Source organism: Pedobacter sp. Leaf170, from assembly GCF_920984665.1.
Taxonomy (GTDB): Bacteria; Bacteroidota; Bacteroidia; order Sphingobacteriales; family Sphingobacteriaceae; genus Pedobacter.
On record NZ_CAKLBP010000001.1, the window covers coordinates 688318 to 714724 of the forward strand.

At 34.7% G+C, this 26407-nt stretch carries 21 protein-coding genes; 7 read left to right on the forward strand and 14 right to left on the reverse strand.

Annotated elements, in window-relative coordinates; translation table 11 throughout:
• Positions 1-7: 7 nt before the first annotated feature.
• On the reverse strand, positions 8-3148 hold the full coding sequence (locus LUA90_RS03220) for a TonB-dependent receptor (RefSeq protein WP_231490150.1): 3141 nt from the start codon (positions 3146-3148) through the stop codon (positions 8-10).
• A gap of 497 nt (positions 3149-3645) precedes the next feature.
• Here LUA90_RS03220 and LUA90_RS03225 point away from each other — a divergent pair, with 497 nt between their 5' ends.
• Positions 3646-4032: a hypothetical protein gene (locus tag LUA90_RS03225; protein ID WP_231462541.1), complete on the forward strand. Its 387-nt coding sequence runs from the start codon at positions 3646-3648 to the stop codon at positions 4030-4032.
• Positions 4033-4235: 203 nt separating this feature from the next.
• Here the strand turns inward: LUA90_RS03225 and LUA90_RS03230 are convergent, their stop codons facing one another.
• Complete coding sequence (locus LUA90_RS03230) at positions 4236-5387, reverse strand: acyl-CoA dehydrogenase family protein (protein WP_231462539.1); 1152 nt, start codon at positions 5385-5387, stop codon at positions 4236-4238.
• Positions 5388-5600: 213 nt separating this feature from the next.
• On the reverse strand, positions 5601-6350 hold the full coding sequence (locus LUA90_RS03235; protein ID WP_231462530.1) for a ComEA family DNA-binding protein: 750 nt from the start codon (positions 6348-6350) through the stop codon (positions 5601-5603).
• A 238-nt stretch (positions 6351-6588) separates the two neighbouring features.
• Here LUA90_RS03235 and LUA90_RS03240 point away from each other — a divergent pair, with 238 nt between their 5' ends.
• The 4 genes from LUA90_RS03240 (at position 6589) to LUA90_RS03255 (ending at position 10767) form a co-directional block, all read left to right on the forward strand.
• A complete protein-coding gene (locus LUA90_RS03240; protein WP_231462522.1) occupies positions 6589-8340 on the forward strand; it encodes a lysophospholipid acyltransferase family protein in 1752 nt (583 codons plus the stop codon).
• Positions 8341-8668: 328 nt separating this feature from the next.
• Positions 8669-9877 (forward strand): hypothetical protein, encoded by a 1209-nt coding sequence (locus LUA90_RS03245; RefSeq protein ID WP_231490152.1) that lies wholly within the window; start codon positions 8669-8671, stop codon positions 9875-9877.
• A 120-nt stretch (positions 9878-9997) separates the two neighbouring features.
• Positions 9998-10273, forward strand: a complete 276-nt coding sequence (locus tag LUA90_RS03250) for a hypothetical protein (protein WP_231462513.1) — start codon at positions 9998-10000, stop codon at positions 10271-10273.
• Positions 10274-10455: 182 nt separating this feature from the next.
• On the forward strand, positions 10456-10767 hold the full coding sequence (locus LUA90_RS03255) for a hypothetical protein (protein WP_231490154.1): 312 nt from the start codon (positions 10456-10458) through the stop codon (positions 10765-10767).
• 57 nt (positions 10768-10824) lie between these two features.
• Here the strand turns inward: LUA90_RS03255 and LUA90_RS03260 are convergent, their stop codons facing one another.
• The 11 genes from LUA90_RS03260 to rpsT all read right to left on the reverse strand — a co-directional run bounded on the left by LUA90_RS03260 (position 10825) and on the right by rpsT (position 23773).
• On the reverse strand, positions 10825-12255 hold the full coding sequence (locus tag LUA90_RS03260) for a hypothetical protein (protein ID WP_231490156.1): 1431 nt from the start codon (positions 12253-12255) through the stop codon (positions 10825-10827).
• A 101-nt stretch (positions 12256-12356) separates the two neighbouring features.
• Positions 12357-15149 (reverse strand): TonB-dependent receptor, encoded by a 2793-nt coding sequence (locus tag LUA90_RS03265; RefSeq protein WP_231462503.1) that lies wholly within the window; start codon positions 15147-15149, stop codon positions 12357-12359.
• 111 nt (positions 15150-15260) lie between these two features.
• Positions 15261-15776 (reverse strand): DUF962 domain-containing protein, encoded by a 516-nt coding sequence (locus tag LUA90_RS03270; protein WP_231463118.1) that lies wholly within the window; start codon positions 15774-15776, stop codon positions 15261-15263.
• A 221-nt stretch (positions 15777-15997) separates the two neighbouring features.
• Positions 15998-17560: a ribonuclease Y gene (gene rny, locus LUA90_RS03275; protein WP_231462495.1), complete on the reverse strand. Its 1563-nt coding sequence runs from the start codon at positions 17558-17560 to the stop codon at positions 15998-16000.
• 300 nt (positions 17561-17860) lie between these two features.
• Positions 17861-18151 carry a cell division protein ZapA gene (locus LUA90_RS03280; protein ID WP_231462488.1) on the reverse strand — a complete coding sequence of 97 codons (291 nt, stop codon included), beginning with the start codon at positions 18149-18151 and terminating at the stop codon, positions 17861-17863.
• Between the two features lie 31 nt (positions 18152-18182).
• On the reverse strand, positions 18183-18473 hold the full coding sequence (locus LUA90_RS03285; protein ID WP_231462481.1) for a hypothetical protein: 291 nt from the start codon (positions 18471-18473) through the stop codon (positions 18183-18185).
• Positions 18474-18505: 32 nt separating this feature from the next.
• Positions 18506-20905: a phenylalanine--tRNA ligase subunit beta gene (gene pheT, locus LUA90_RS03290; RefSeq protein ID WP_231462479.1), complete on the reverse strand. Its 2400-nt coding sequence runs from the start codon at positions 20903-20905 to the stop codon at positions 18506-18508.
• A gap of 253 nt (positions 20906-21158) precedes the next feature.
• A complete protein-coding gene (locus LUA90_RS03295) occupies positions 21159-21458 on the reverse strand; it encodes a GIY-YIG nuclease family protein (protein WP_255713457.1) in 300 nt (99 codons plus the stop codon).
• A 385-nt stretch (positions 21459-21843) separates the two neighbouring features.
• Complete coding sequence (locus LUA90_RS03300; RefSeq protein ID WP_231462470.1) at positions 21844-22680, reverse strand: endonuclease/exonuclease/phosphatase family protein; 837 nt, start codon at positions 22678-22680, stop codon at positions 21844-21846.
• Between the two features lie 66 nt (positions 22681-22746).
• Positions 22747-23445: a DNA repair protein RadC gene (radC, locus tag LUA90_RS03305; RefSeq protein WP_231462465.1), complete on the reverse strand. Its 699-nt coding sequence runs from the start codon at positions 23443-23445 to the stop codon at positions 22747-22749.
• A gap of 73 nt (positions 23446-23518) precedes the next feature.
• On the reverse strand, positions 23519-23773 hold the full coding sequence (gene rpsT, locus LUA90_RS03310) for a 30S ribosomal protein S20 (RefSeq protein WP_231462463.1): 255 nt from the start codon (positions 23771-23773) through the stop codon (positions 23519-23521).
• 236 nt (positions 23774-24009) lie between these two features.
• On the opposite strand from rpsT, the gene purN reads away from it, so the two are divergent.
• Both purN and purH read left to right on the forward strand, forming a co-directional pair.
• Positions 24010-24588, forward strand: coding sequence for a phosphoribosylglycinamide formyltransferase (gene purN, locus LUA90_RS03315; RefSeq protein ID WP_231462455.1), 579 nt, complete (start codon positions 24010-24012; stop codon positions 24586-24588).
• A gap of 260 nt (positions 24589-24848) precedes the next feature.
• The gene (gene purH, locus LUA90_RS03320) at positions 24849-26375 is read left to right on the forward strand and encodes a bifunctional phosphoribosylaminoimidazolecarboxamide formyltransferase/IMP cyclohydrolase (protein ID WP_231462444.1); all 1527 of its coding nucleotides are present in this window, start codon (positions 24849-24851) and stop codon (positions 26373-26375) included.
• Positions 26376-26407: the final 32 nt, after the last annotated feature.

Here is a 26407-nt window from a genome sequence, read left to right on the forward strand (position 1 = left end):
AATATTCTTAAAATTTAAAGTTTAATCCCGCTGTAAATACTCGACCGTTCGCCACCGAATTTCGCTCGATACCTTGAGATGCGTTAGCACCACCATTTGATGAAACCTCCGGATCGGTACCATTATATTTAGTTAGAATTAGTAAATTTTGCCCGCTAACATAAAGCCTGGCGCTTGTTATTTTTAATTTAGCAAGCAAACTATTTGGAAGCGTGTAACCTAGTGAAATATCTCTAAGCTTAATAAAATCTCCTTTATAGACATTGATATCCAGCGGAACTGCTGAACCATTAGACATATTATCGCCTGCTACAACCCTAGGTACTGATGTTATTTGACCCGGTGTTGTCCATCTGTTTAAAATGTCTACAGAGTTGTTCCAGAAACGTTGATCCATGATGGACGCCTGAGTACCGTTGTAGATATAAAAACCAGCCTGATAAGTAAGTGTTAAACCTAAATCGATATTCTTATACCTGAAACTGTTTGTAAAACCACCAAAAAATTTCGGCTGAGAATTGCCATAGATGGTTTGATCTTGAGAAGTGATACCTGGTGCAATCGAACCATCTTCATATCTCCACCTGCTTGCTACAGGAGAGCTGTGATCATATAACATTTTTCTGCCATTGGCTGCAACAAAAATTCTACGTCCAGTTGCCGGATCTACACCTGCTGTTCTGGCGACATAAATCATCCCCAAAGATGTCCCTACTTTAGAAATACTTGCAGTTTCTAAAGATGAGGTTGCCGATGTAAACTGATCTATTGTTGGCGTTAGTGATGTGATTAAGTTTTTATTATAAGTGATGTTGAATGATGGTGACCAGCTGAAATCTTTGGTATTTACAGCTTGTGCATTTACTGTAAACTCAAAACCTTTATTATACATTGAGCCGATGTTTGTTTGCGGCGAATTAGGCAAACCTGCTGATGGCGCTTGAGGTACGTTATAAATCAATCCATCAATATCGTTGTGATAATAAGCTGTTTCGAAAGTAATTTTATCATTAAGGATACCAAAATTGATACCCACATCAAGCTTTTTACTGGTTTCCCAACCTATCATTAAGTTACCTGCCTGACTGAAGTTTAAAGTTGGTGCACCGCCAAACAAACCAGCGCTATAGTAAGAATTTGGCGCATAATTATCTAAGCCATTAAAGTTACCCACCTCACCATAACTACCTCGCAAACGGAAACTGCTGAATATTTTGCCAATTCCACCATTTTTCCAGAAATCTTCCTGTGCAATTTCGTAACCTGCACCAACACTGTAAAAGGTTCCGGCTTTTTTATCCGGACCAAAAGCAGAATACTCATCCTGACGAATGGTTGCATTTAAGATATATTTCTTTTTAAAATCATAGCTTAAACGTGCAAAGAAAGAAACCAGATAGTTTTCGCCGTAGCTACCAGAGTTTGAAAACTGAGCATAACCAGCGGTATAATCATTAAAAGCCTGATCAGATAAACCAGTTCTGGTTGCACCAAAAGCACGACCTACAGTTTTCTGTTGCTCCGTTCCTAATAACAAAGAGAAAGAGTGCACTTCATTAAACGTTCTATCCGCTTGCGCTGTTGTAGTCCATACCCAACGCTTATTCTGACTATAGCTCAAAGTGGCCGAACCCGCATTCGCAGGGTTAGCATTATAGCCATCACCATTAAAAGGATTTGCGAAAGAATCGTTGGTTGAATAAAGATAATCGATACCAAAAACACTTCTTAAGTTTATCCAGGAAACTGGCTTGTATTGAGCATAAGCATTTGATTGAATTCTGTTTAAGTAGTTATATGAACGATCTAAATCAATTTGCACAACCGGGTTGTAGAAACCCACTTGCGAAACCTTATTATTCATCAAACCCAGGTTGTTTCCCGTTAGGTTGTAACCACCAGAATTTAAGTATGGAGATACGTTTGGTGCATTTACCAACGCCACACGACCTAAACCAGCTGTTGAGAAGGCCTGTCCAGACAATGAACCTGAACTGATAACAGCCAAGTTATCTTCATTTGAATATTGAAGTTTCGCACCAATACTTAATGATTTACTTATTTTATGATCGATATTAAAAATAGCCCCTAATCGCTTGTAATCATTCTTTACAATAATACCTTGCTGATTAGTGTAGTTTAGAGACATATAATAATTAGTAGATTCTGAACCACCAGAAACACTTAAGGAGTTACTGTAAGATGTGCCTTGGCGATAAGCATAATCATACCAATTGGTATTAATGGGCTGCCCATCGGGACCATTTGTTAAAGCGTAGGCCAGCGTTGCAGCATTATACGTACCGGCATTTCTTAAACCTTCATTTTTTATATCAGTATACTGGAAAGCGTCCATCATATCTGGCAAACGCTGTACGTTGGCAACACCAACCCAACCATCATAAGTTACAATTGCTTTACCTGTTTTACCTTTTTTAGTGGTGATAACAACAACCCCATTAGCCGCACGACTACCATAAATAGCTGTTGCCGATGCATCTTTCAAAATATCCATTGATTCAATGTCATTTGGATTGATGCTGGCAAGCGCATTTCCCGCAGCATTTGTACCACTTGCATCACCGGTAAATGTTGCTACACCATCAATTACTATTAAAGGATAAGAACTCAATGAAATAGAGTTTGTACCGCGAATACGCAACACCGGAGGATTGTTTAACACACCATTTGGAATTGAAACCTGAACACCGGCTGCTTTACCACCTAAAGCCTGATCGAAACTTTGAATTGGCTTGTTCGCAATCTGGTCGCCTCTTATAGAAGTTACGGAGCCAACAAGATCTCTTTTTTTCATTGTGCCATAACCGGTAACAACCACGTCATTTAAAGTTGTATTATCTTCAGTTAATGCTGCATTTACTACACCAGATTTAATGCTTATGGTTTTAGGTTCGTAACCAACAAAGCGAAAAATTAGTGAAGTAGTGTTATTTGGTACCGAAATAGAGTACACACCATCTGCCCCGGTTTGGGCGGCTATCCTTACACCCGGAACACTAACTGAAACACCTGGAAGGGGAAGTCCGTCTGAAATTGAAGTTACCTTACCGGTAATCTTCTTTTGTTGCGCCAAAGCCGATAAGCTAATGAAGGCGAGAAGGAATAAAACGAGTAGTTTTTCTTTCATACTTGTAATTTTAGGTTATTGATTAATTATGTAGAGAAAATTGTATTCATTTTTTACAATATCAACCCTAATATAATCGATCAATAAGCTAAAAAAGCTTAAAAAACTCCACATTACGCCCTTCTGAAACGATTAAAAAACACAATAAATAAAAAAATACCACAATATTACTTGAAAATACATAATATTTCCATGCAAAAAGTGATATTTGGTTAAAAATCAGTTTGTTTTAGGTTTTGATTCCCTAAAAAAACAAAAAATTATGATAAATAAGAAATAAATAATAAGTTTTTTTGATGATTATTAACTAAATAATGAATTTATAAGATAAAATAAGTTTTTAAACCTAAATATCAATTAAAAAATACCAAAAAAGTGTAATTTATAAGATATTTAGACATGATTATGAACTAAAAAAATTATTAATATTAAAAATCATTAAAATTATTTACCTAAATAAGAGTTTTTATTACATTTATGCTTATAAACTGTAAAAAATGACATCAGGAAAGAAGGTAATTAGCATAATTTCTATCGTAGTGATATTAATTTTAGCTGCAATTGGTTATTATAGATATTTTTTTGTGTTTGGAGAAGGCGTAAAAGCGGGAGAGCTTAATTACGTTGTTAGAAAGGGATATCTGTTTAAAACTTATGAAGGAAAACTCATTCAAAGCGGTATTAAATCCCGACAAACCGGAACGCTTCAAAATAACGAATTTGAATTTTCTATTGGTAATAAAGCTATTGCGGAAAAGATGATGGCAAATAGCGGAAAATTCTACGAACTTCATTACAAAGAATATAAAAACACTTTACCATGGAGGGGATTTTCAGTTTATGTAGTGGATAGCATTATCTCAGTTAAAGAATTGCCACAATAGTTGGTTGGTTAACTGAAACTACTATCAATTGATAGTGTTTTAGTAAAATTAACTTTTTTACCAGTTTAACTCTTTTGCACAACCCATAGACTTTTATAATTAGACATAAAAAAATCCGGTGGTTATTCACCATCCGGATTTACTCATAATATATTTGGTTTGTTTTTTTTTACTTTACAGGCCAGCTCGCCTAGCTTTTAAATTTAGCTTAATATTTCTCTTGCAATCACTATTTTTTGAATTTCTGAAGTCCCCTCGCCTATTGTACACAGTTTGCTATCGCGATAAAACTTCTCTACCGGAAAATCTTTTGTATAACCATAGCCTCCAAAAATCTGCACAGCTTCTGTTGCAACTTTTACTGCAACTTCAGATGAAAAATATTTAGCCATTGCCGATTCCTTTGTCATTGGCAAATGCCTGTTTTTTAAATCAGCCGCCTGGCGAATTAACAATTCAGAGGCCTCGATTTCGGTAGCCATATCGGCCAGTTTGAAGCTTATAGCCTGAAAACTGGAAATCGGTTGCCCAAATTGCTGACGCTGTTTTGAGTAATTAACCGCAGCATCAAAAGCTCCTTTAGCAATTCCTAATCCTAATGCAGCAATTGATATCCTACCGCCATCCAAAACTTTCATTGCTTGCTTAAAACCCTCACCAACATTCCCCAGCAAATTCGCTTTTGGTACACGGCAATTGTCAAAAATCATTTCAGTTGTTTCAGAAGCACGCATCCCCAACTTATTTTCCTTTTTGCCTGCAGCAAATCCAGGTGTTCCACGCTCTACAACTAATGCAGAAATTCCTTTCGAACTTCCCTGATCTCCAGTACGCACCATTACTACTGCAATATCACCACTTTTACCGTGAGTTATCCAATTCTTCGACCCATTAATAATGTAATCATCACCATCTTCAACGGCTGTAGTCATCATCCTTAATGCATCCGAACCGGTATTCGCCTCTGTTAAACCCCATGCACCAATCCATTGTGCAGTTGCTAATTTTGGCAACCATTTCTGTTTTTGTTCTTCATTACCAAAAGCTAGTATATGCCCGGTACAAAGTGAATTGTGTGCCGCAAGCGATAAACCGATTGAACCGCATACCCTCGAAACCTCAACAATAACATCAACATATTCCTGATAACCAAAACCTGAGCCTCCATACTCTTCTGGCACTAAAACACCCATTAATCCCATTTCCCCTAATTGTTTAAACAATTCTACCGGAAAAGTTTGTTCCTCATCCCATTGCATAATATTCGGACGGATGTGTTTTTCGGCAAAATCCCGAACCATCGTCTTAACATTTATCTGCGTTTCAGTTTCTGAAAAATTATAGCTTACGCTCATGAATATATATTTTTTAGTTAGATGCGGCAATGATAAACAATTATTTTTGAGTTATTTACCATCAAATATTTGCGTAGATGTAGAATGAATTGGTATTTGGTTCAATTATTACATACGCTAATTTTAAACCTTAATAAAGACAGTTTTAAAATTTTGATTTTTTTTCATAAGATTTTTGAAATGAATCAATTATTGATAAAAATCTATTATCAGCTAAAAAACTAAATATGGAGCGATCTTATCGATTACTTGCGGTGTAAGAATTTGGATTTTTCTTAAATCATCGATATTTGAATAATTACCATGCTGCTTACGATATTGGATGATGGCGTTAATTTGTTTATATGATAAGTAAGGAGCGCTTTTTAATGCATTAAAATCAGCCGCATTAATATTTATAGTTCTTATTGCATTCGCATTAACCGAAATCTGGTCTTTCACTTCTGCGTATTTAGCCGAGTCTAAACCATACACCTCCATTAATTGCTCTTTTTTGTAAAAACCACCTAAACGCTCCCGATACTTTAAAATCCGTAATGCAAAAGCTGGCCCTATACCTTTTATCTGATCTAATGCTGCTGAGTCTGCCCGATTAATATCTACAACAACCAATGCCTTTTTAACAAATTCCTTTTTTTCATACTGAAAATCCTTTTTTGGAAAGTCAATCTTTTCAATTTCAACATAAGGTAAAAGCTTTTTATACATCTCAGGCGAAATCGTATACATGCGTTGTAAATCTTCGGCCTTAAAAAATTTACCGCCTTTGTTTCTATAGTTTACTATAGATTGAGCCTGTTTTGCTGATAAACCTAAGGTTTGCCAATCTTCAGCATCAATTTTATTTGGGTCGAACTTGAATAACCTATGTGTAATCTTTTCAGATGCATTTTCAATATATTCTTTAGTATAACTAAAGCGTTTTTGATCGCTTATCTCAATCTTCTGTATGGAGGCAAGCATGTTTTCATTGTCTTTTTCTACCGGAACAAAATATTATAGAAAAGAGGAAAGGTTTTAAGAAGGATGATAATAATGATTAAAAGCAGCAATCCATTGAATTCGCTTTTGCTGAAACCGAAATGTTTGTTTAGCCAAATTCTCATTGTGCGATATGACATGTGTATTATAAATATAAATCTTATTTTTGGGATTGCAAAGCACTTGGCGTTTCGCAAATCAACAAGCCCATTATTTTTTTATGAAGATTATAACTACCTCAGAATTTGCAAAGGCAACGAAGATTGATAAATTGGGTGTACCGGGACTAGCCGGCTTGCTGATGGAAATTATGAAGCTGAACGACATTAACGATGTGTTCTCTCAAAATCAGCATTTTAAAGGTTTAGAGTTTGTAGATAAAATATTAGAAACAATTGGTGTTTCGATTGATTTTGATGAGGATGAATTAAACAGCATCCCTAAAACCGGACCATTTATAGCTATTGCAAACCATCCGTATGGCGGTGTTGAGGGTTTAGCATTGGTAAAACTTTTATGTACCGTTCGCCCGGATGCGAAGGTTATGGTAAACTTTATTTTAAAGAAAATCCCAAACCTGGATGAATTTTTTGTTGCGGTGAATCCTTTCGAAAATGTACAACATTCATCAAGCATCAGCGGCTTAAAAACAACTTTCGATTTATTAAGAAATGGAACGCCAATAGGTATTTTCCCTGCGGGAGAAGTATCGACATTTAAATTAGATGCCCAGCAAGTTACGGATAGAATGTGGCATCCGGTGGTTGGAAAACTTATTGCCAAAGCAAAGGTGCCGGTTGTACCAATTTATTTTCACGGCAATAACGGTGTATTCTTTAATATTTTAAGTTTCATACATCCTACGCTACGTACCGCTAAATTACCATCCGAATTTTTAAATAAACATGGCAGAACCATCCGAGTTAGGATTGGAAAGGCTATTGGTTTAGATGAAATTTCGAACATGAACAAAAGCAATAAATTAATGGACTTTTTGCGTGCCCGTACTTATGCCTTAGGTGTGGGTTTAGATACTGAAAAAAAGCTCTTTAATCCTTTAAATTTATTCAAAATCAAAAAGAAAGCTGCTGATGTTATTGAGGAAACATCAAGAGTTTTGATTAAAGATGAGGTAGCAACGCTTGAAGATTTTAAAGTTTGGACTGAGAAAAACTACGAGGTGTATATTGTACCCACTCTTAAAATTCCGAATGTGCTAAGAGAAATAGGACGTTTAAGGGAAATCACTTTCCGTGAAGTTGGCGAAGGCACAAACAAAAAAATAGATTTAGATAATTACGATATTTACTATAACCATTTATTTATTTGGGATAGAGATTTAGAAAATATAGTTGGCGCTTACAGAATTGGTAAAGGTGATGAGATTTTAGAAAGCATGGGCCGCCGTGGTTTTTATTTATCAGAGCTTTTTAAAATGAAGGATCAGTTTTATCCAATCTTAAGGCAAGGGATAGAACTAGGCCGTTCGTGGATTAGAAAAGAATACCAGGGTAAACCATTGCCACTTTTCTTACTTTGGAAAGGGATTTTAAAATATCTGATTGATAATCCTCAATACAGATATATGTTTGGTCCGGTGAGTATTAGCAATAGCTTTTCTAAATTTAGCAAGGCTTTAATTGTAGATTACATCACAAAAAATCATTTCGATTATGAAATGGCCAAATATGTTAAGCCAAGGAATAAATTTAAAGCTGATTTATTGCCAATTTCTACCGATACACTTGTAGATAGCAGTGATTCTTTTAAAGATTTAGATAGTATTATTGGAGACATTGAAAACTCTCACATTAAGGTTCCGGTGCTGTTAAGACAATACATGAACCTAAATGCCAAAATTATTTCGTTTAACATCGACCCTAAGTTTTCTGATTGCTTAGATGGATTTTTGGTAGTTGATACCCACAACATCCCGGCAGAGATTCTTGAAAAACTTGGTAAAAATCTTTAATAAAAAAACCCGGACATCCATCCGGGTTTTTTATTATCAACTAACCTAAACTTTTATAAATACTAACCAAATATTTACATCGGCAAAGGTGAAGTATTAATGTTAAGTTAAAATCAATAAATCGTTATAAAAACACTTTTTTAGAGCAAATTGCATTGATAAATTTACTTTCTTAAGAATAATTTATCCGGTAGAATATTAAAATTATCACAGGGCTGCTATCATTCAAAATTAACTTGAAGTTAAGTTTGTACCTACTTGTTAACATTAAATAATTGTTGATTTTACGTTAATTAATATTAAATTTAATGTTACCAAATATTTGAAATTGAAAAACGGTATAAACAAGTTTTCGTTTATTTCTTTAGTCTTGTTAAGCCTATTTTCGTCGCTTAATAGTGCACAAGCTCAATCTTATGCTTTTGAGTTTTTTGATGGCACTTTCAATTTCAATATAGATTCTAATTCCATTATTAAAACACCATCGCTGGCAACTGCCCAATCGGTTAAAGATTTTTACAATAAAGCCAATACGTACAATTACAAAACTTTAATCTCCTTGTTATCTGATTATAAGAAAAAGCATAATTTAAACGATTGGATTTTTTATCAACTGATCAGAAAAACGGCTGAAGAGATTAGTCCGAAAGCGGAAAATTACAGTCAATACACCTTGTATAAGTGGTTTTTATTAACAAAATGTGGTTACGATGCGAAAATTGCCGTGGGCGATGGACAGATTATTTTTTATGTTAAAAATGATGAAGACATAAGCGACATTCCATTCTTCGAAATTGACAGCAAAAAATATATGTGCTTAAATTACCACGATTATGGTAAACTTTTTAAGCAAGCAGGAGCCTATAAACAGGTAGAAATCTCAGTTCCGGAAGCTACACATGCATTTTCTTACAAAGTTACCAGGATGCCTGATTTCAAACCTGATAATTACAAAGAAAAAGATATACAGTTTAGTTACAAACAAAAAATCAATCATTTTAAACTGAAGGTAAATGATGATGTGGAATCCATTTTTAAAAATTATCCGATAGTTGATTTTGAAACTTATTTTAATATTCCTTTAAGCAGAGAAACCTATAGCTCTTTGATTCCGGTTTTAAAAAATAATTTGAAAAACATGAACCAAAAAAAGGGTATTGATTATTTGATGCAATTTACCCGATATGCGTTTTTATACGAAGATGATGCTCAGAAATTTGGTAAAGAAAAACGTTATTCACCAGAACAAACATTATCCAATACAATAAGCGATTGTGATGATAGGGCTGCGCTTTTTTTCTTTTTGGTGAAAGAGATTTATAACTTACCCATGCTGGCCGTTTTATATCCAAAACATTTAACAATTGCTGTACAATTTGACCAACCTATCGGAAATTCAATTACTTATAAAGGCAAAAAATATTCTTACTGCGAGCCCACTCCGCAAATTCAAAACTTAAAAATCGGTCAAATATCAAACAGCCTGAAAGATAAAAAGTATGAAATTGTTTACGCTTACGAACCAATTAAGCGTTAATGTTAATTTTAAGTTAATTCAAAATTAAGGGAAGGTTATCTTATCTGTAAATTTAAAATTGAGTTAAGTTTTTGTTTACATTTAAGTTCTAATTAAAATTTTGAAAATTATCCTCTACACATGGCTGCAATCATCTATTCGGTTTTAAAAGAATTTTTTGTAGAAATTCATAATCATCAGGTTAAGGCCAGAATTCTTTCTCCCGTGCATGATGAAAATCTATTTACATTTCAGGTAAATTTATATTTCAAAAATAAGAGTGATGCAGATGCGAATGACCCGACATCAACTTTCAATTCTTATGCAAATGCCGAAAGACACCTTTTAGGTTATTTAGAGGCATTTCAAAACACACTTGATTTAGGTGGCGACATCGCCGAAGGTGCTAAATTTTAAGCCAACCTTTGCCATCAACACTTTGCGATTGCTACAAGGGGATAGACGACAATTAATCTATATACCAGCTGTTTATACAAAAAAAATAATTTGGTGTTAACTCACAATCAATTGGTTAACATAATCATAATATTGATTTCATATTCACATAACATATCTTTGGGAAAATCCATTATTGTTAGATGAAAAAGAAAAAAACTTCAAAGAAAACCCAAGGTACAAGCAAGACACTAAGAAAAGAGATAGCATCTAAATTGACTTCTGCATTTAGCGAAATTGCAAAGGCTTATGGAAAAGAGAAGAAGGCAGAAAAATCAATTGAAAAGCTGGCGAAGAAATTATCAAAGAAAGTAAGCATTAGCACAAAAAAAGATGCAATAGAACCTTTTATTAAGGAAGATGAGCCTCTATCTATCGTTAATGATGCTAAGCCAAGCGTAAACAAAACAAAGCGTAAACCAAAGGTTGAAGAAACCAAAGAAACTGCATCATAAAAAAAGGGTTTCAGAATTTTAGTTCTGAAACCCTTTTATATTTTACTACTGATTTAACTATTTTACTGCACCTGGTGTAGTGTATGGTAAATTTTGTGGGTCGAAATGAGCCCATCCTGCTGCCCAGTTCTCAGCACCGAAAGCACCTTTGTAAGCAACGCTTGTAAAACCTGCTGTTAATTTAGAGTTTGTAAATGCCGCACCTGCGGCTGCTGCCGAATTAGCAACTACCGTAAAGTTTGGCACTCCAACTCTTGCTGCTGCAACTAAATCTGCCGAATATTTGTAAGGGTCTGTAAAAATACTTGCGGCCAACGCTGCTGCATCAAAAGTATTTGTTGCGGTTAATAATGGTGTAACAACACCCAAAGCCGTAGCGTTAGAAGCTTTGATTTGATTGCTTTTGCTGTTTGAATTATAAATCAAGTTATTAGCAAAAACAGATCTTCCGGCAACTAGGTTTCCTGATGCATTTAAAGTTCCACCTGCTGGTAAAGCATCATCAAAGAAAACACCTTCAGTGTAACCAACTATTACAGAGTTGAAAATACTGATTGCAGAATTACGACGGATTTGAGCTCCATGTTGGAAGTTAGCATTGATACTTGAACTACCAGAACCCACAGGGCCTAAAATTGTCATATTTGAAAATACTGCTGAAGTTTGCGGAGAAGCATTGTCGCCAGCTGCGTTGTTATCTGATTCAAATCCATTTGAACCTGATACGTCTGCTGTAACTGATAAACGTTGTGCTAAACCAAACTGAACTTTACCTGAGAAACCATTATCTGTATCAAAATCATCATCCCAAGAATCGATAGCAATTAAGTGAGAACAATTAACAGAACCTCCAAACCATTCGAAAGCATCATCACCTGAACGATAAACTTCAACATAATCTACAACAGTACCAGAACCAACCGAACCAAAAGTTAAGCCATTAATTTCGTTATCCGGACTTAAAGCAATACCTGCATATTCAATACGGATGTATTTTAAAACTCCAGAGTTATCTGCGTTATCAGTACCACCATGCTTACCTTTATCTGTAGCATCAGAGATACCTTCAATAGCTACCGAAGTACCAACATTATTTTGTGCTTTACCTAAGATAATTAAACCACCCCAATCACCTTCTTTGCGGGCACCTGCAGCCACACTCGAAGTAAATACAATTGGCTTTTCTACTGTACCTGTAGCATTGATTTTAGAACCTCTGGTAATTACAAGCGCACCTTTTGTCGCTTTATCACCTTTTATAATTGTTCCTGGCTCGATAGTTAAAGTAGCATTATTTGTTACAAAAACATTACCTTTTAATAGATAAATCTTATTTGCTGTCCAAGTTGTAGATGCAGTAACATCACCTGAAATTTCAACTGTACCTGCATCAGTTGGTGGGTTAATCTCGCCATCATCACCACTTTTAGAGCAACCTGCTAAGAAAACCAATACGCTTAATGCGCATAGTAATAATTGTTTTTTCATTTTAATTAATTTTACTTTTTCCAAAATTAGTATTTGAATGTAATTTGAATATTAAGCCTTGTTTAACAGATCATTAATCCAGCTTTAAATTAATGTTAACCTTAAAATGTGTATGAGAATGATAACGAATAATTGCTACCTGGTTTGTAACTCGCTATCGTTTCATCAGATGTTCTGTTGTACTTTTTGTTTACATCAATATCATAGTATTGAGTAATGCGGTTACCAAGAATATCACCAGCATTGAATTTTATTTCACCTTTGTTTTTAATTACTTTTAAGGCTAATTGCAAATCAATAACATCTCTTGGAACTTCCCAAATTTCAGGGAATAACACACCACCGGCAACTACTAATCTACGTCCAACTCTATTGTATAATGCGTTAAAACTTAATTTATCGCCTAAGAAATTATGTTGTAAACCCGCATTAACAATGTATGGCGCCTGTCCAACCATTGGTCTGTTTGTTTGTTTTAGATTGATGCCTGTATTTGCGGTTACAACTTTAGATTTTATTAAAGATAAGTTTGTGTAAAAAGTTGTTTTCTTTAGAAAATCAGTTTTAGCGATAAAATCTAAATTTTTGCGGAACTCAAACTCAACCCCGTAAACATCTACATTATCAGAATTGATGTAAGTAATAATTCTGGTCGAACCGGCATCCTGATTGTAAGATTCTATTGCATTATGAAATTTTTTGTAGAAACCAGATACAGAAATGATTTGGCCAGCCTCTGGGAAGAACTCGAAACGTAAATCTGCATTATCAATTTTAGCTTCCTTTAAGTTTGGATTACCTTGTTGTAATGCAAGTAATTCGTAATCATAAATAGCGGCAGAAGATAATTCTCTAAATTCTGGTCTTGCTAACGTACGATAGTACGATGCTCTTAAGTTAACTTTAGGAGTTAAGCTGTAAGTATAATTAACCGATGGTAAAACATCAACATAATTATCGTTTACTGATGTTTGCGGAGTTGGAACTTTAGCATCTAAAACAACATTAAATTGCTCTACCCTTACACCCCAAACTAATCTCGATTTTTCGCCAAATTTATTATCAAGCATTAAATAACCGGCATTAGTTATCGAATGTGCTTTATAGCTATCAGCATCTGCCGAAATATCATCTAATGAATATGCGCCACCGTTTATTGCATCAGCACCATATAATGTACTTAATGGGCGCTGGCTTATTAAATCTGCGTTTGGCGCACCAGTATTCGCTCTTAAACCTACAAACCTTGCATCAAAAGTTCTATCGCGATATATTGAACTTAAACCCGTTTTAAAGGTTGCCAACTGACCGAACATTTTTAATGGAAGCGTATAATTTAAGCCACCGCTAAAATTGTCTTCACTCAGTTTAGAAAATAACCTCGAGTTTTCTTTACTTAAAGTTCCTGTGCTGGCAGTATAAACATAATTTGCAGTACCGGCATCAGATGGATTTCTCTGGTAAGAAATTTTCTTTTGGTCTGGTTGATCATTCAAGATATTAGCATAACTTAATGACCAGTTAATTTTCGAGTTATTTTCTCCTAAAGCATGATTACCTTCAACCGTAGATTTAAATAATTGCTTCTGCATTAAATCAAAAGCGAAAAATTTAATATCTCTACCTCTATCGCTATTAAAGCCATCTCTTGTTAAATATGCATCATCATAGGCTCGGTTATAAATATTTTTGAAAGTGATTTTACTCTTTCCATACGTGTATGCAAAGTTTGCAATGGCTCCTAAACTTGTAGAGAATCTGTAAATATCATCATGGTAATCATAATTTACATAATCACGAATTACATCATTATTTATAGTTTGCGAATTTCTGTATGTAAGAGAGAATAGAGCACCAAATTTATTGGTTGTTTCTTTAAACTCTTTAACTCTGCCTAAAGTAAATTGATAATTCTGAGTTGGTAAAGCCGTATTGGTATAAATTTTCCAATCCTGAGATAGCGATTTCATTGCTGAGATTTGCTGAGCAGATGTTAAACCGCTGCTAATTCTTGTACGCGAAGGAAAGTTGGCAGGTAAAGCTTTATCGCCATTATCAAATCCTAAATAATCAGTTGCATTTCTTTTGCCACTTTTAAAATCTTTAAATGTAGATTCTGTATTATAACCTGTACCTACACCGAAACTAATAAAGTTTCTGTCTGGAATATCTTTAGTATTAATTTGTATTGCTCCACCTGTAAAATCGGCAGGTAAATCTGGAGTAGCAGTTTTGCTAATCACTAAATTATCAACCAAATTAGATGGCACAATATCAAAAGAGAATGCTTTACGGTTTGGCTCTGTACTTGGAAGTGATGAACCATCTAGTGTGGCGTTATTGTAGCGATCACTTAATCCTCTGATGACAACAAATTTGTTATCCTGAACAGTTGCACCACTCACTCTCTTTAAAACGTCTGATGTATTTCTATCAGGTGATTTTTTAATCTGATCACTGGAAACACCATCAGAAATTACGGCACTGTTTTTTTGTTTAGCATATAAAGAGTTAACAGATTCTTGTCTGAAACTAGCTTTTACTACAACTTCACCTAAATTTTGTCCGCCAGATTCACTAAGCACTACATTTAATGAAGTAGTCGCTCCACTCTTAACCTCAACATCAGAAATTTCTTTGGATTGATATCCGATAAAAGAAAATTCTAAAGTATGCTTCCCATCAGCCATTGGAAGAATATATTTTCCATCCACATCTGTAGAAACACCTTTGTTTGTACCTTTAATTCTAACCGTTGCACCGATAATGGTTTCACCCGTTTTTTTATCTGATACTGTACCTGAAATTTTTCCGGTTTGCGCATAAGAAATTATGCCGAAGAATAAAATCAACATCGTTAATGCCGATTTTCTAAAAATTGTAATTGAGTTCAATTTGCCTACGTTTAATTTTAGGCAAAGCTATTACCACAATGTTAGCTACATGTTAGGTGTTAATTAAGCTTTTTTTAGCTAAATGTTAACTCAGTGTTAATTGGTAAAAGATTAATATCTCAAACCTATTTTCTTACAAATAAAGTGCAATAACCATATCGGACCAATTAACAAGAATTTAACATCATCTAAAAACGATGGCTTTTTTCCTTCGATTTTATGCCCGATAAATTGACCAATCCACGCGATAACGAAAATTATTAAGCAAACTAACCATAATGCCAAACCACCAGCTTTTTCCCACTGCTCTAACGCTACAATACCATAACTCATAGCAGCAATAATTAAAAGCATGAAATAAGAAAGCACAGGCGACAGACGATAATAATAATACACTGAAAAGGCAATTAAAAAAGAAGCCCAATTCAAATACATATTGTACTTACCTAAAAAAGAAATTTGCGGAAATGGAATTGACCAGACTAAACCTAATAAACTAAAAATAATCAATGGCACACAAATCCAATGTATAACCTCATTTGTATGGTTGTTATGACTTTCCTGATATTTATCGAAATAAACATCTACAGGACGTTTTTGTACAATAGTTTTGGTTTGCTTGCTCATCATGTAAAAATAAATAAAATATTTAAAAGGCAATTAATATCAGGGCTTATACAACATGAATCTGCTTAAATCATTGCAATCAGCAGGCATGAAATAAACTTAGCCATAAAATGCTGTGTATTCCGTGTTTTCTTGGCAAACAAAAAAAGCGATGAAAACTCATCGCTTTAAAATCTATATAACCACATAAATCTGTGGAATCTTTCAATCTGTGTAATCCTCTATTTAGCAAAGGCTACAGAACGGGTTTCTCTAATAACCGTTACTTTAATCTGTCCCGGATACGTCATTTCTGTTTGAATACGAGTTGAAATATCTGCTGCAAGCAATTCTGCCTGAGCATCAGTAATTCTTTCGCTTTCTACAATAACGCGTAACTCTCTACCTGCCTGAATTGCAAAAGTTTTTTCAACGCCAGGATAAGATAGGGCTAATTCTTCTAAATCTTTTAAACGTTTGATGTAACTTTCTACAACTTCTCTACGTGCCCCAGGGCGAGCGCCAGAAATTGCATCACAAGCCTGAATAATTGGAGAAATCATCGATGTCATTTCAATTTCATCGTGGTGAGCACCAATTGCATTACAAATTTCCGGATGCTCTTTATATTTTTCTGCCAATTGCATACCTAAAATCGCGTGTGGCAATTCAGGGTTATCATCTGGCACTTTACCTATATCATGCAATAAACCAGCACGTTTTGCCATTTTAGCATTCAAGCCTAATTCGGCTGCCATGGTTGCGCAGAAATTAGCAACTTCACGAGAGTGGTGTAAAAGGTTTTGACCATAAGATGAACGGTAACGCATACGTCCAACCATACGGATAAGCTCCGGGTGTAAGCCGTGAATACCTAAATCTATAACTGTACGCTCGCCGATTTCTACAATCTCGTCTTCAATCTGTTTTTTAGTTTTGGCAACAATCTCCTCAATACGAGCCGGATGTATACGGCCATCGGTTACTAAACGGTGTAAAGCCAAACGAGCAATCTCTCTTCTAACAGGGTCGAAACCCGATAAAATGATGGCTTCTGGTGTATCATCAACAATAATCTCAATACCTGTTGCGGCTTCCAAAGCACGGATATTTCTTCCTTCTCTACCAATTACCCTACCTTTAATTTCATCACTTTCGATATGGAAAATAGATACAGAATTTTCGATTGCGGCTTCGGTAGCTGTACGTTGAATGGTTTGAATAACCACTTTTTTAGCCTCTTTGCTAGCCGTTAATTTTGCTTCATCAACAATATCTTTAACCTGCATCATAGCCTGTGTACGGGCTTCTTGTTTCAGGTTTTCTACCAATTGCTCCTTCGCCTCTTCGGCAGATAGCCCGGCAATAGTTTCCAATTGTTTTAAATGCTGATTTTTTAGAACCTCAACTTCTTCTTGCTTTTTAACTGCAATTTCAGTTTGTTTTTCTAAATGAACCTTTTGCTTATCTAACTCTTGTTCTTTCTTGTTGTAATTTTCTAAACGCTGATTTACCGATTGTTCTTTTTGTTTAATCGTATTTTCACGTTGATTAATAGCATTGTTTTTAGCATTAACTTCCTGCTCATGCTCAGCCTTTAGCTGTAAAAATTTTTCTTTTGCTTCTAAAAGCTTATTCTTTTTTAAAATTTCAGCGTTATTCTCTGCGTCTTTTAAAATTTTCTTCACTTTACTCTGTGCAGCAACTTCTTGTTGTTTTAGCAAGTTGCGTAACAGGAATCTACCAACCACAACACCGATGGCTACACCGGCAATTAAGGCAAACACGTATCCTAATATTTCCATTTTGTTTTGTTTGTAAAAAAAAACCGCAGCTAATTTTTAAAGTCTCATCTTTTTCAAACCTCAACTAAGCATAATTAGGGTTTAAGCCATTTTCAGATACTAAAAGCAAATGAAATCCGCCCTCTTAACCCTATAGATATTGAAGTGTTAAGTTTTATAAAATTTGAAACTCAAAAAATAGCTACGGCTATATTTTTGTGCTAATTGTAAAAAGTTTTCATCAGGTTAAATTTATTTCAGCATCTGATAAATCAAATTCTGGTTAAAACCAAAATAACGAATACTTAAAAAGAACGTACCTTATTTTGAAAAGAAATCGTTTAATAAAACATCCAATTCTTCAACTTTATCAGCAACAGCAGTATCCTGGTTTTGCACTTTATTCTCCGTTCTTAGCACAGCGGTTGCGTAATGCAACACAGCCATGGAAAGTAAATCCTGCTTATCTCTAACCGCATAATTTTCCTGATAGTCTTTTATGCGCTCATTAATCATTTTTGCTGCCCGTCTCACAATCTCTTCCTCTTCCATATTAACCTTTAGAGGATAAATACGGTCGGAAATGGTTATTTTAATAGAGATTTCTCCCATTTTTTAGCTTAGTTTCGATTTTTTGCTTTACTTATTTTTTAAGCAATGCAATACTTTTGTCTATCTCCCGCACAAAATCGTTAATTTTTTGTTTAATATCAAGCGACTTTTCGCTTGCTCCTTCAATACTCTTGGCAAGTTTTGTAACCCTTAATTTTTCTTCAAGGTCTACATGTTTTACTTTTGAAGTATCAAGCGCAACTTTTAACGATTGATTCTCAAGCTTTAATAAATCATTTTCTTCTTGTAAGGCATTGCACAACTCGATTACCCGGGTTGTTTTTTGTATTACTTTACTTAATTGTTCTGCAACAGAAGTCATGAATTTATTTTTTAAAAATACAAAATAATATTTTATTTCCTAATTTCTGCGCCTGCTTGAGCTGTTATATTTGTAATTAATTTATGCATAGTTTGCTCAATCTGCTTATCTGTAAGGGTTTGTTCCTCATCTTGCAAAATGAAATTTAATGCATAAGATTTTTTTCCCTCCGGTAATTTATCGCCCTCATAAACATCAAAAACACCAACATCTTTTATTAGCTTTTTGTCGGTTTTGTAAGCAATTGCCTTTAAAGTATCAAAGGTTATATTTTTATCAATTAATAAAGATAAATCTCTTCTTACCTGCGGATATTTTGAAACCTCTTTATTTACAATTTTATTTTTGCGAACAATATCCAGTAGAACAGCCCAGTCAAAATCAGCATAAAAAACCTCTGCATTAACATCAGCAATTTTTCTATCTGCTTTTGTAACCGCACCAAAACGTACTAAAGTTTTATCGCCTCTAAAATATTTAATACCATAGGCGAAATCTTCATCCTCTAATACATCCGATTGATAAGCCGTGATACCCAAACGCGAAATTACTGCATCAACTGCTGCTTTTAAATTATAAAAGCTTGAAGTTTTAGCCTTTTGATTCCATTGCTCATTTTCTGTTGCACCAGAAATCAGTAACAATAACCTCGGACGCTCTACATACTGCTCATTAATTAAATGGTAGGTTTTACCATATTCGTAGAATTTAACATCAGCATTTTTACGGTTCTGGTTATAAGCAACACTCTCCAATGCCGGCATCAGTAAACTTTGGCGCATTACATTTAAATCACTACTTAAAGGATTTAAAATAAAAACGGCTTCATCTGTATTTTTAGAATATGCAGATTTAGTTAAAGAATTACACCAAATTTCTGAATAGCCATTTGCGCTAAGCATATCTGCAATTACGTTTTGTGTATTTTCTTTATCAGGTTTTGATGTATAAGAAAGCGAAGCATTAATTTTAGAAGGAATTTCAACGTTGTTGTAACCGTAAATTCTTAAAACTTCTTCAGTAATGTCGCACTCACGGGTAACATCAACTTTAAATGATGGCACTCTTAGCGCTAATTTATCATCAGATGTATTGGTTGCCGAAATACCCAAAGCCGTAATAATATGCTTAATTTCTGCAGCCGGAATGTTTGCACCAATTAATTTATTAATGCTTGTGCAACTCACTTCAAACTCAAATGGTTTTATGTGTTTTGGATAAATATCAGAAACTGATGAAGAAATTGTACCGCCAGCAAGCTCCTTAATTAAAAGCGCAGCATATTTTAATGCGGTAACCGTCATTTCAGGATCTGTTCCTCTTTCAAAACGGAAAGATGCATCCGTTTTTAAGCCATGCCTTTTAGCTGTTTTACGAACGGAGACAGCGTTAAAGTATGCACTTTCTAAAAATATATTTTTTGTTTCTGAATCAACTCCAGAAGTTTTTCCACCAAATACGCCTGCAATACACATAGGTGCATCTGCATTGCAAATCATCAAATCTTCTGAACTTAATTTGCGCTCAACATCATCAAGTGTTAAAAAAGATGTGCCTTCTGCAACTTTTTTAACAATTACCTTTCCGCCAACAATTTTATCAGCATCAAAGGCATGTAATGGCTGTCCGAGTCCATGCAATACGTAATTTGTTATGTCTACAACATTATTTATCGGCCTTAAACCAATAACCTTTAATTTATCTTTCAACCACTCAGGAGAATCTGCAACCGTAACACCAGAAATGGTTACACTGCTATAACGCGGACAAGCGTCTAAATCTTCAACCTCAACCGGGATAACCAGATTTTCGTTCTCTGTTTTGAAAGCAGATAAATCAGGCATTTCAAATTCACTTCTGAAATAAGCAGCCAAATCTCTGGCTACACCTAAGTGCGAAGCTGCATCAGCACGGTTTGGGGTTAAACCGATCTCGAACACGAAATCATCTTCCATTTGAAAATGCTCTTTCGCTAAAATCCCAATTTGGGTTTCTGCCGGAAGAATCATAATTCCATCGTGAGATTTACCTAAACCAATTTCATCTTCAGCGCAAATCATACCTTGCGATACCTCTCCCCTGATTTTAGATTCTTTGATTTTAAAAGGCTCGCCTTCTAAGGGATAAACCGTTGTACCAACGGTAGCTACAACAACTTTTTGCCCGGCGCCAACGTTTGGAGCTCCACAAACAATCTGAAGATTTTCTTTGCCGCCAACATTAACAGTGGTAACACGTAAACGATCGGCATTTGGATGCTGTATACAAGTTAAAACCTCACCAATAACCAAACCCTCTAAACCGCCAATAACTGGTTGCACTTTATCTACACTTTCAACTTCCAAACCTACGTTTGTAAGGATTAGCGAAAGTTCTTGCGGGGTTTTATCTATTTGAATGAATTGCTTTAACCAGTTGTATGATATTTTCATCTTTTAGTATCAAGTAGCGAGTATCAAGTCTCAAGATTAATCCTGATTGATAATCATATTTTATAAAACGCAAAGATATTATTTAATGGTTAAAGCAGAAAGCTTATCGAGAAATCTCGGTGTAATAAATATGACTTAATTGTTCATTATAATTGAAGCAGGCCTATCTCTAACAAATTCCTCCGTCATCTCGACTGAAGCGCAGCGAAACGGAGAGATCTTTGAACCATAAAAATCGAACTCACAGTTCGGTTTACCACATAAGTATATCCTGGCATAAATCTGTCCATTCATTGTTTTTGATTGCTATTAAATGCTCTTTCTTTAACCTACTCCACTTTTTCAATTGTTTTTCTCTTGCAATAGCTTCTTCAATAGATGGATACATCTCATAATAAACACAAATACTTAAATTATATTTAGCGCTAAAGGATGTTGGATCATACTTATCGCGATGCTGTTTCATTCTTATTTGTAAGTCAGAAGTTACTCCTATATACAATGTTGTTCTTTGGTAATTAGTCATTATGTATACGCATCCTCCTCGTTCCATACTATTTTTTTAAAAAATTTTATATTGAAAGTAAGGATAAATTTATCTGAGATGCGATATACTCCTTCAAAAAACTTTCAAGCTAACTGAATACTTTATCTTGTTTATCAACAGCTGAAATAAAGGTGATAAATAAATAAAAATCATATTTAACGGAAAAGATTTCTCTGCTACGGTCGAAATGACGATGTAGACGAAATGACTACGGCTATTCCTGCGTCATCTCGACTGAAGCGTAGCGAAACGGAGAGATCTTTGAACCACATAACCATTATTAAAAGATTTCAGCTTCGCTGAGCACTTCGTGGTTCTCTGCTACGGTCGAAAAAATGACGACCACAACTAATCTCTGCGTCTATCAGCGCAAACAACTCCATTAACCATCCTAAAAGAAAAGGCGAACAAAAACAGGTAAATGATCTGATGGGTATCTTTTGTCTTTACTATCACTCAACACTGCAAATTTTTGAACTTTAAAACCTTTATTAACGAAAATATAATCGATCCTGTTTTTTAAATCGCTATTAAAATCAAAAGCATTAAAAGTTCCATTCGGACCATAAGGTACTTCGACAGTAATTTCTTTAGCATCTTGCAGAAAAGATTTTATGGTTGAAATTGCTTCAGTTTCAGGCGTAACATTTAAATCGCCAGTGTAAACAACAGGCAATTTTGGGGCAATTTCCTGTATTTTCTGCTTAATTAATTTTGCAGATTCTATGCGGGCTTTTACACCAACATGATCGTAATGCGTATTAAAAACAATAAATTCTTTCTTATTTAGCTTATCATACAACTTTACCCAGCTACAAACCCTTGGCAAAACCGCATCCCAACCTTTTGATGGAACATTGGGGGTTTCTGATAACCAAAAAGTACCACCATCTTTTTTTGTGAACCTTGTTTTATCAAAAAATACGGCAGAAAATTCGCCTTTACGCTTACCATCATCTCTGCCAACGCCAACAAAGTCAAAATTAGAATTTGCTATTAAATCATCGAACTGGTCGGCCAATGCTTCTTGCACACATAAAATATCTGCATCATAAAACTTTACCAAAGCTTTAACATTATCTTTTCGATTTGGCCAAGCATTTACTCCATCGCCTGGATTATTATACCTTATATTATAGGTGATAATATTTATTGGTGTGGTGCTTTTTTGAGCAAAAACTGGTACAGATAACAATGCACAGATTGCAATGGCTATTAAGTTTTTCATGCTGCCAAATTACAAAATTGTTAACTGCCTGTTGTTCATTTTATGTTAAGTAACAATTGTTTTATCTTAAATAATGCCTTCATCGCGATAGCTGTAATAGCCATTATCTGTAAAAATTAGATGGTCAACAATAGGAATACTGAGCAAATTACCCGAAGCAACCATATTTAGGGTAAGTTTATTGTCGCTATCGCTTGGTTTTAAATTCCCTGATGGATGATTATGCGCCATAACAATATAGGCTGCATTTTGCTCTAGTGCAACTTTGAAGATAATTTTCGGGTCGGCAACAGTACCAGCTTGCCCACCTTTACTAATTAATTGTTTGCCAGTAATTTTATTTGCCCGATTGAGCAACAAAATCCAAAACTCTTCATGGTTTAAATGTGCAAAAGTTTGGTAGAGATATTTGTAAACATCACTTGAGGTAGAAACTTTCACAATATCTTCGATGGCAGTTTCTCTTCTGCGCAAACCTAATTCGAGTGCGGCAACAATCGAAATTGCCTTCGCCTCTCCTATCCCTTTAAATTTAGAAAGTTCGGCAATGGAGGCCTGCCCTAACTTAGTGAGATTATTATTAAAAGAATTAAGAATTCGTTTACTCAAATCTACCGCACTTTCGTTTTTATTACCCGAACCAATTAGTATTGCGATAAGTTCTGCATCGGTTAAATGCCTTCGCCCATTAAGTAATAATTTTTCTCTTGGCCTGTCTTCCTCGGCCCAAAGTTTAATTCCTAATTTCTGCTCGTAGTTTTCCATAATTTTTTACCCAAAAAAAAGGCATCCCAACTTGCGGTTGGGATGCCTTTTACTAATATCGTAAAAAATTAGCTTATTTTAAACCGTTAACGAATTTCGTTAATTTTGATTTATTGTTAGCTGCTTTGTTTTTGTGAATAACGTTTTTCTTCGCTAAACGATCTAACATAGAAATTACTTTAGGCAACAAATCTGATGCAGATTTTTTATCTTCAGATGCACGTAATCTCTTAATAAAAGTACGTGTAGTTTTTGCCTGATATCTGTTACGTAAACGTTTTGTAGCGTTTGCTCTAATTCTTTTTAATGAAGATTTATGATTTGCCATTGTAATTAGCCTTTATTTTTTTCTTTAATCGTTTCCTATAATTCGGGTTGCAAATATAGGATTTATGTTTTTAAATTACAAAACACTTTAAACTTTTTTATTTTATTTTTTTATCCCCTTATTATTGGCACAAAAATACTCATAATTTTTAATTCTATATACTGTAAATCACATTATTGAATTGTTTTCTATTAAACCTGCCTAAAAATGCTATTTTTGGACAAAACGACTTTTGAGTGAAAAAACGAATAGCCATATTTGCTTCAGGTTCGGGCTCTAACGCCCAAAAACTAATGGAGCATTTTAAAAGAAGCACCGATACGGAAATTTCATTAGTTTTAACGAATAATGCAGATGCTTATGTTTTGCAGCGGGCGGATAATTTTGAAATCCCCAGCCATGTATTTGATAAACATGAATTTTATAAAACAGATGAAGTAATCGATTTATTAAAAAATCTCGACATAGACCTTATTGTTTTAGCTGGCTTTCTTTGGCTAATCCCTAAAAATTTAATTGCCGCTTATACAGGCAGAATTGTAAACATTCACCCGTCTATTTTACCAAAATTTGGCGGCAAAGGCATGTATGGCGATAACGTTCATAATGCAGTTATCGCCGCAGGCGAAACAGAAGGCGGAATTACCATTCATTATGTTAATGAAAATTACGATGAAGGTGAATACATTTACCAGGCCCGTTATAAAATTGATAAAGCTGATAACCTGGAAATGATAAAGTTTAAGGGTCAACAGCTTGAGCATTTACATTACCCAAGAATTGTAGAGAGCATTGTAAAAAAGATTAAAAAGTAAGTTAATTTAGTTTGTATACTTATCTATTTTAATTTTCTTAGCGATGACTTGCATTTATAATAAGCTATCGCAGATTACAATTATGCAGGCAATAAATCGGCTAACAAAACATCTACAATATTTTAAATCAGTATTAAATTGTGATAAGGGATAAAAATTAAGCTACAACTATCCATAATAAGATAATGTATTTTTTACTCCTTAATCGTATAAAAAAACATTCTGTTTTACTACCTTTGCGGCTCAAAATTTATAGTAAAATGAGTCAACCCATTAAAATCAAAAACGCTTTAATTTCAGTATATTATAAGGATGGTTTAGCGCCATTAGTTGAGTTGCTTGCTAAGCAAGGTGTTCAATTATTTTCTACAGGTGGCACTGAGCAATTCATTAAAGATTTAAACCTACCGGTTACAGCGGTTGAAGATTTAACGGGTTACCCTTCTATTTTAGGTGGTAGAGTTAAAACCTTGCATCCAAAAGTATTTGGCGGCATTTTAAATCGTAGAGGTTTAGAAGGCGATAAACAACAAATTGCCGAATATGAAATTCCGGAAATTGATTTGGTAATAGTTGATTTATACCCATTTGAAGAAACGGTTAAAGCTGGTGGAACAGCAGAAGAAATCATTGAAAAAATTGACATAGGTGGAATTTCTCTAATACGAGCAGCGGCTAAAAACTTTAACGATGTAGTAATTATTGCATCTAAAAACGATTACCCGACTTTGCAGGCTCAATTAGAAGCCCAGGATGGCGAAACAACTTTAGCTCAGCGTAAAGCCTTTGCTAAAACAGCTTTCCACACTTCTTCTCATTACGATACCGCAATTTTTAACTATTTCAATCAGGAAGAACCACTTGATGTTTTTAAACAAAGCGTAACTGAGGCGAAAACTTTACGTTATGGCGAAAACCCTCATCAAGGTGGTGTTTTTTATGGCGATTTAGATGCCATGTTTACAAAGTTGAACGGAAAAGAACTTTCATACAATAACTTGGTAGATGTTGATGCGGCGGTTGCGCTGATTGATGAATTTGAGGAACCAACTTTTGCAATTTTAAAACATACAAACGCATGTGGTATTGCCTCTCGCTCTACTGTAAAACAAGCATGGCTTGATGCACTGGCCTGCGACCCGGTTTCTGCTTTCGGTGGTGTGTTAATTACCAACCGCGAGGTTGATTTGGCAACCGCTGAAGAAATTAATAATTTATTTTTCGAAGTTTTAATTGCACCATCATATCAACCAGAAGCAATTGAGTTATTCAGTAAAAAGAAAAACCGCGTTATTTTACAACGTAATGAGGTTGAACTTAGCAAAAAACAATTCAAAACTTTATTAAATGGTGTAATTGAGCAGGATAAAGATTTAATTATCGAAGGTCCGGAGCAAATGACAACCGTTACGGATAAAGCACCTACTGAACAAGAATTGAAAGATTTATTTTTCGCAAATAAAATTGTAAAACACACAAAATCTAACACTATTGTTCTGGTTAAGGATGACGTTTTAATTGCAAGTGGCGTTGGTCAAACCAGTCGTGTTGATGCTTTAAGACAAGCGATAGAAAAAGCAGCTTCATTTGGCTTTAGCATTAAAGGCGCTTCGATGGCATCGGATGCATTTTTCCCTTTCCCTGATTGTGTTGAAATTGCTGCTGAAGCAGGTATTACTGCAGTTTTACAACCTGGTGGCTCTATTAAAGATGCAGATTCTGTTGCGAAAGCAAATGAAAAAGGTATTGCAATGGTAACCACAGGCGTTAGACACTTTAAACACTAATCGGAAAGAATAAAGTTAAAAGCTGAAAGTTT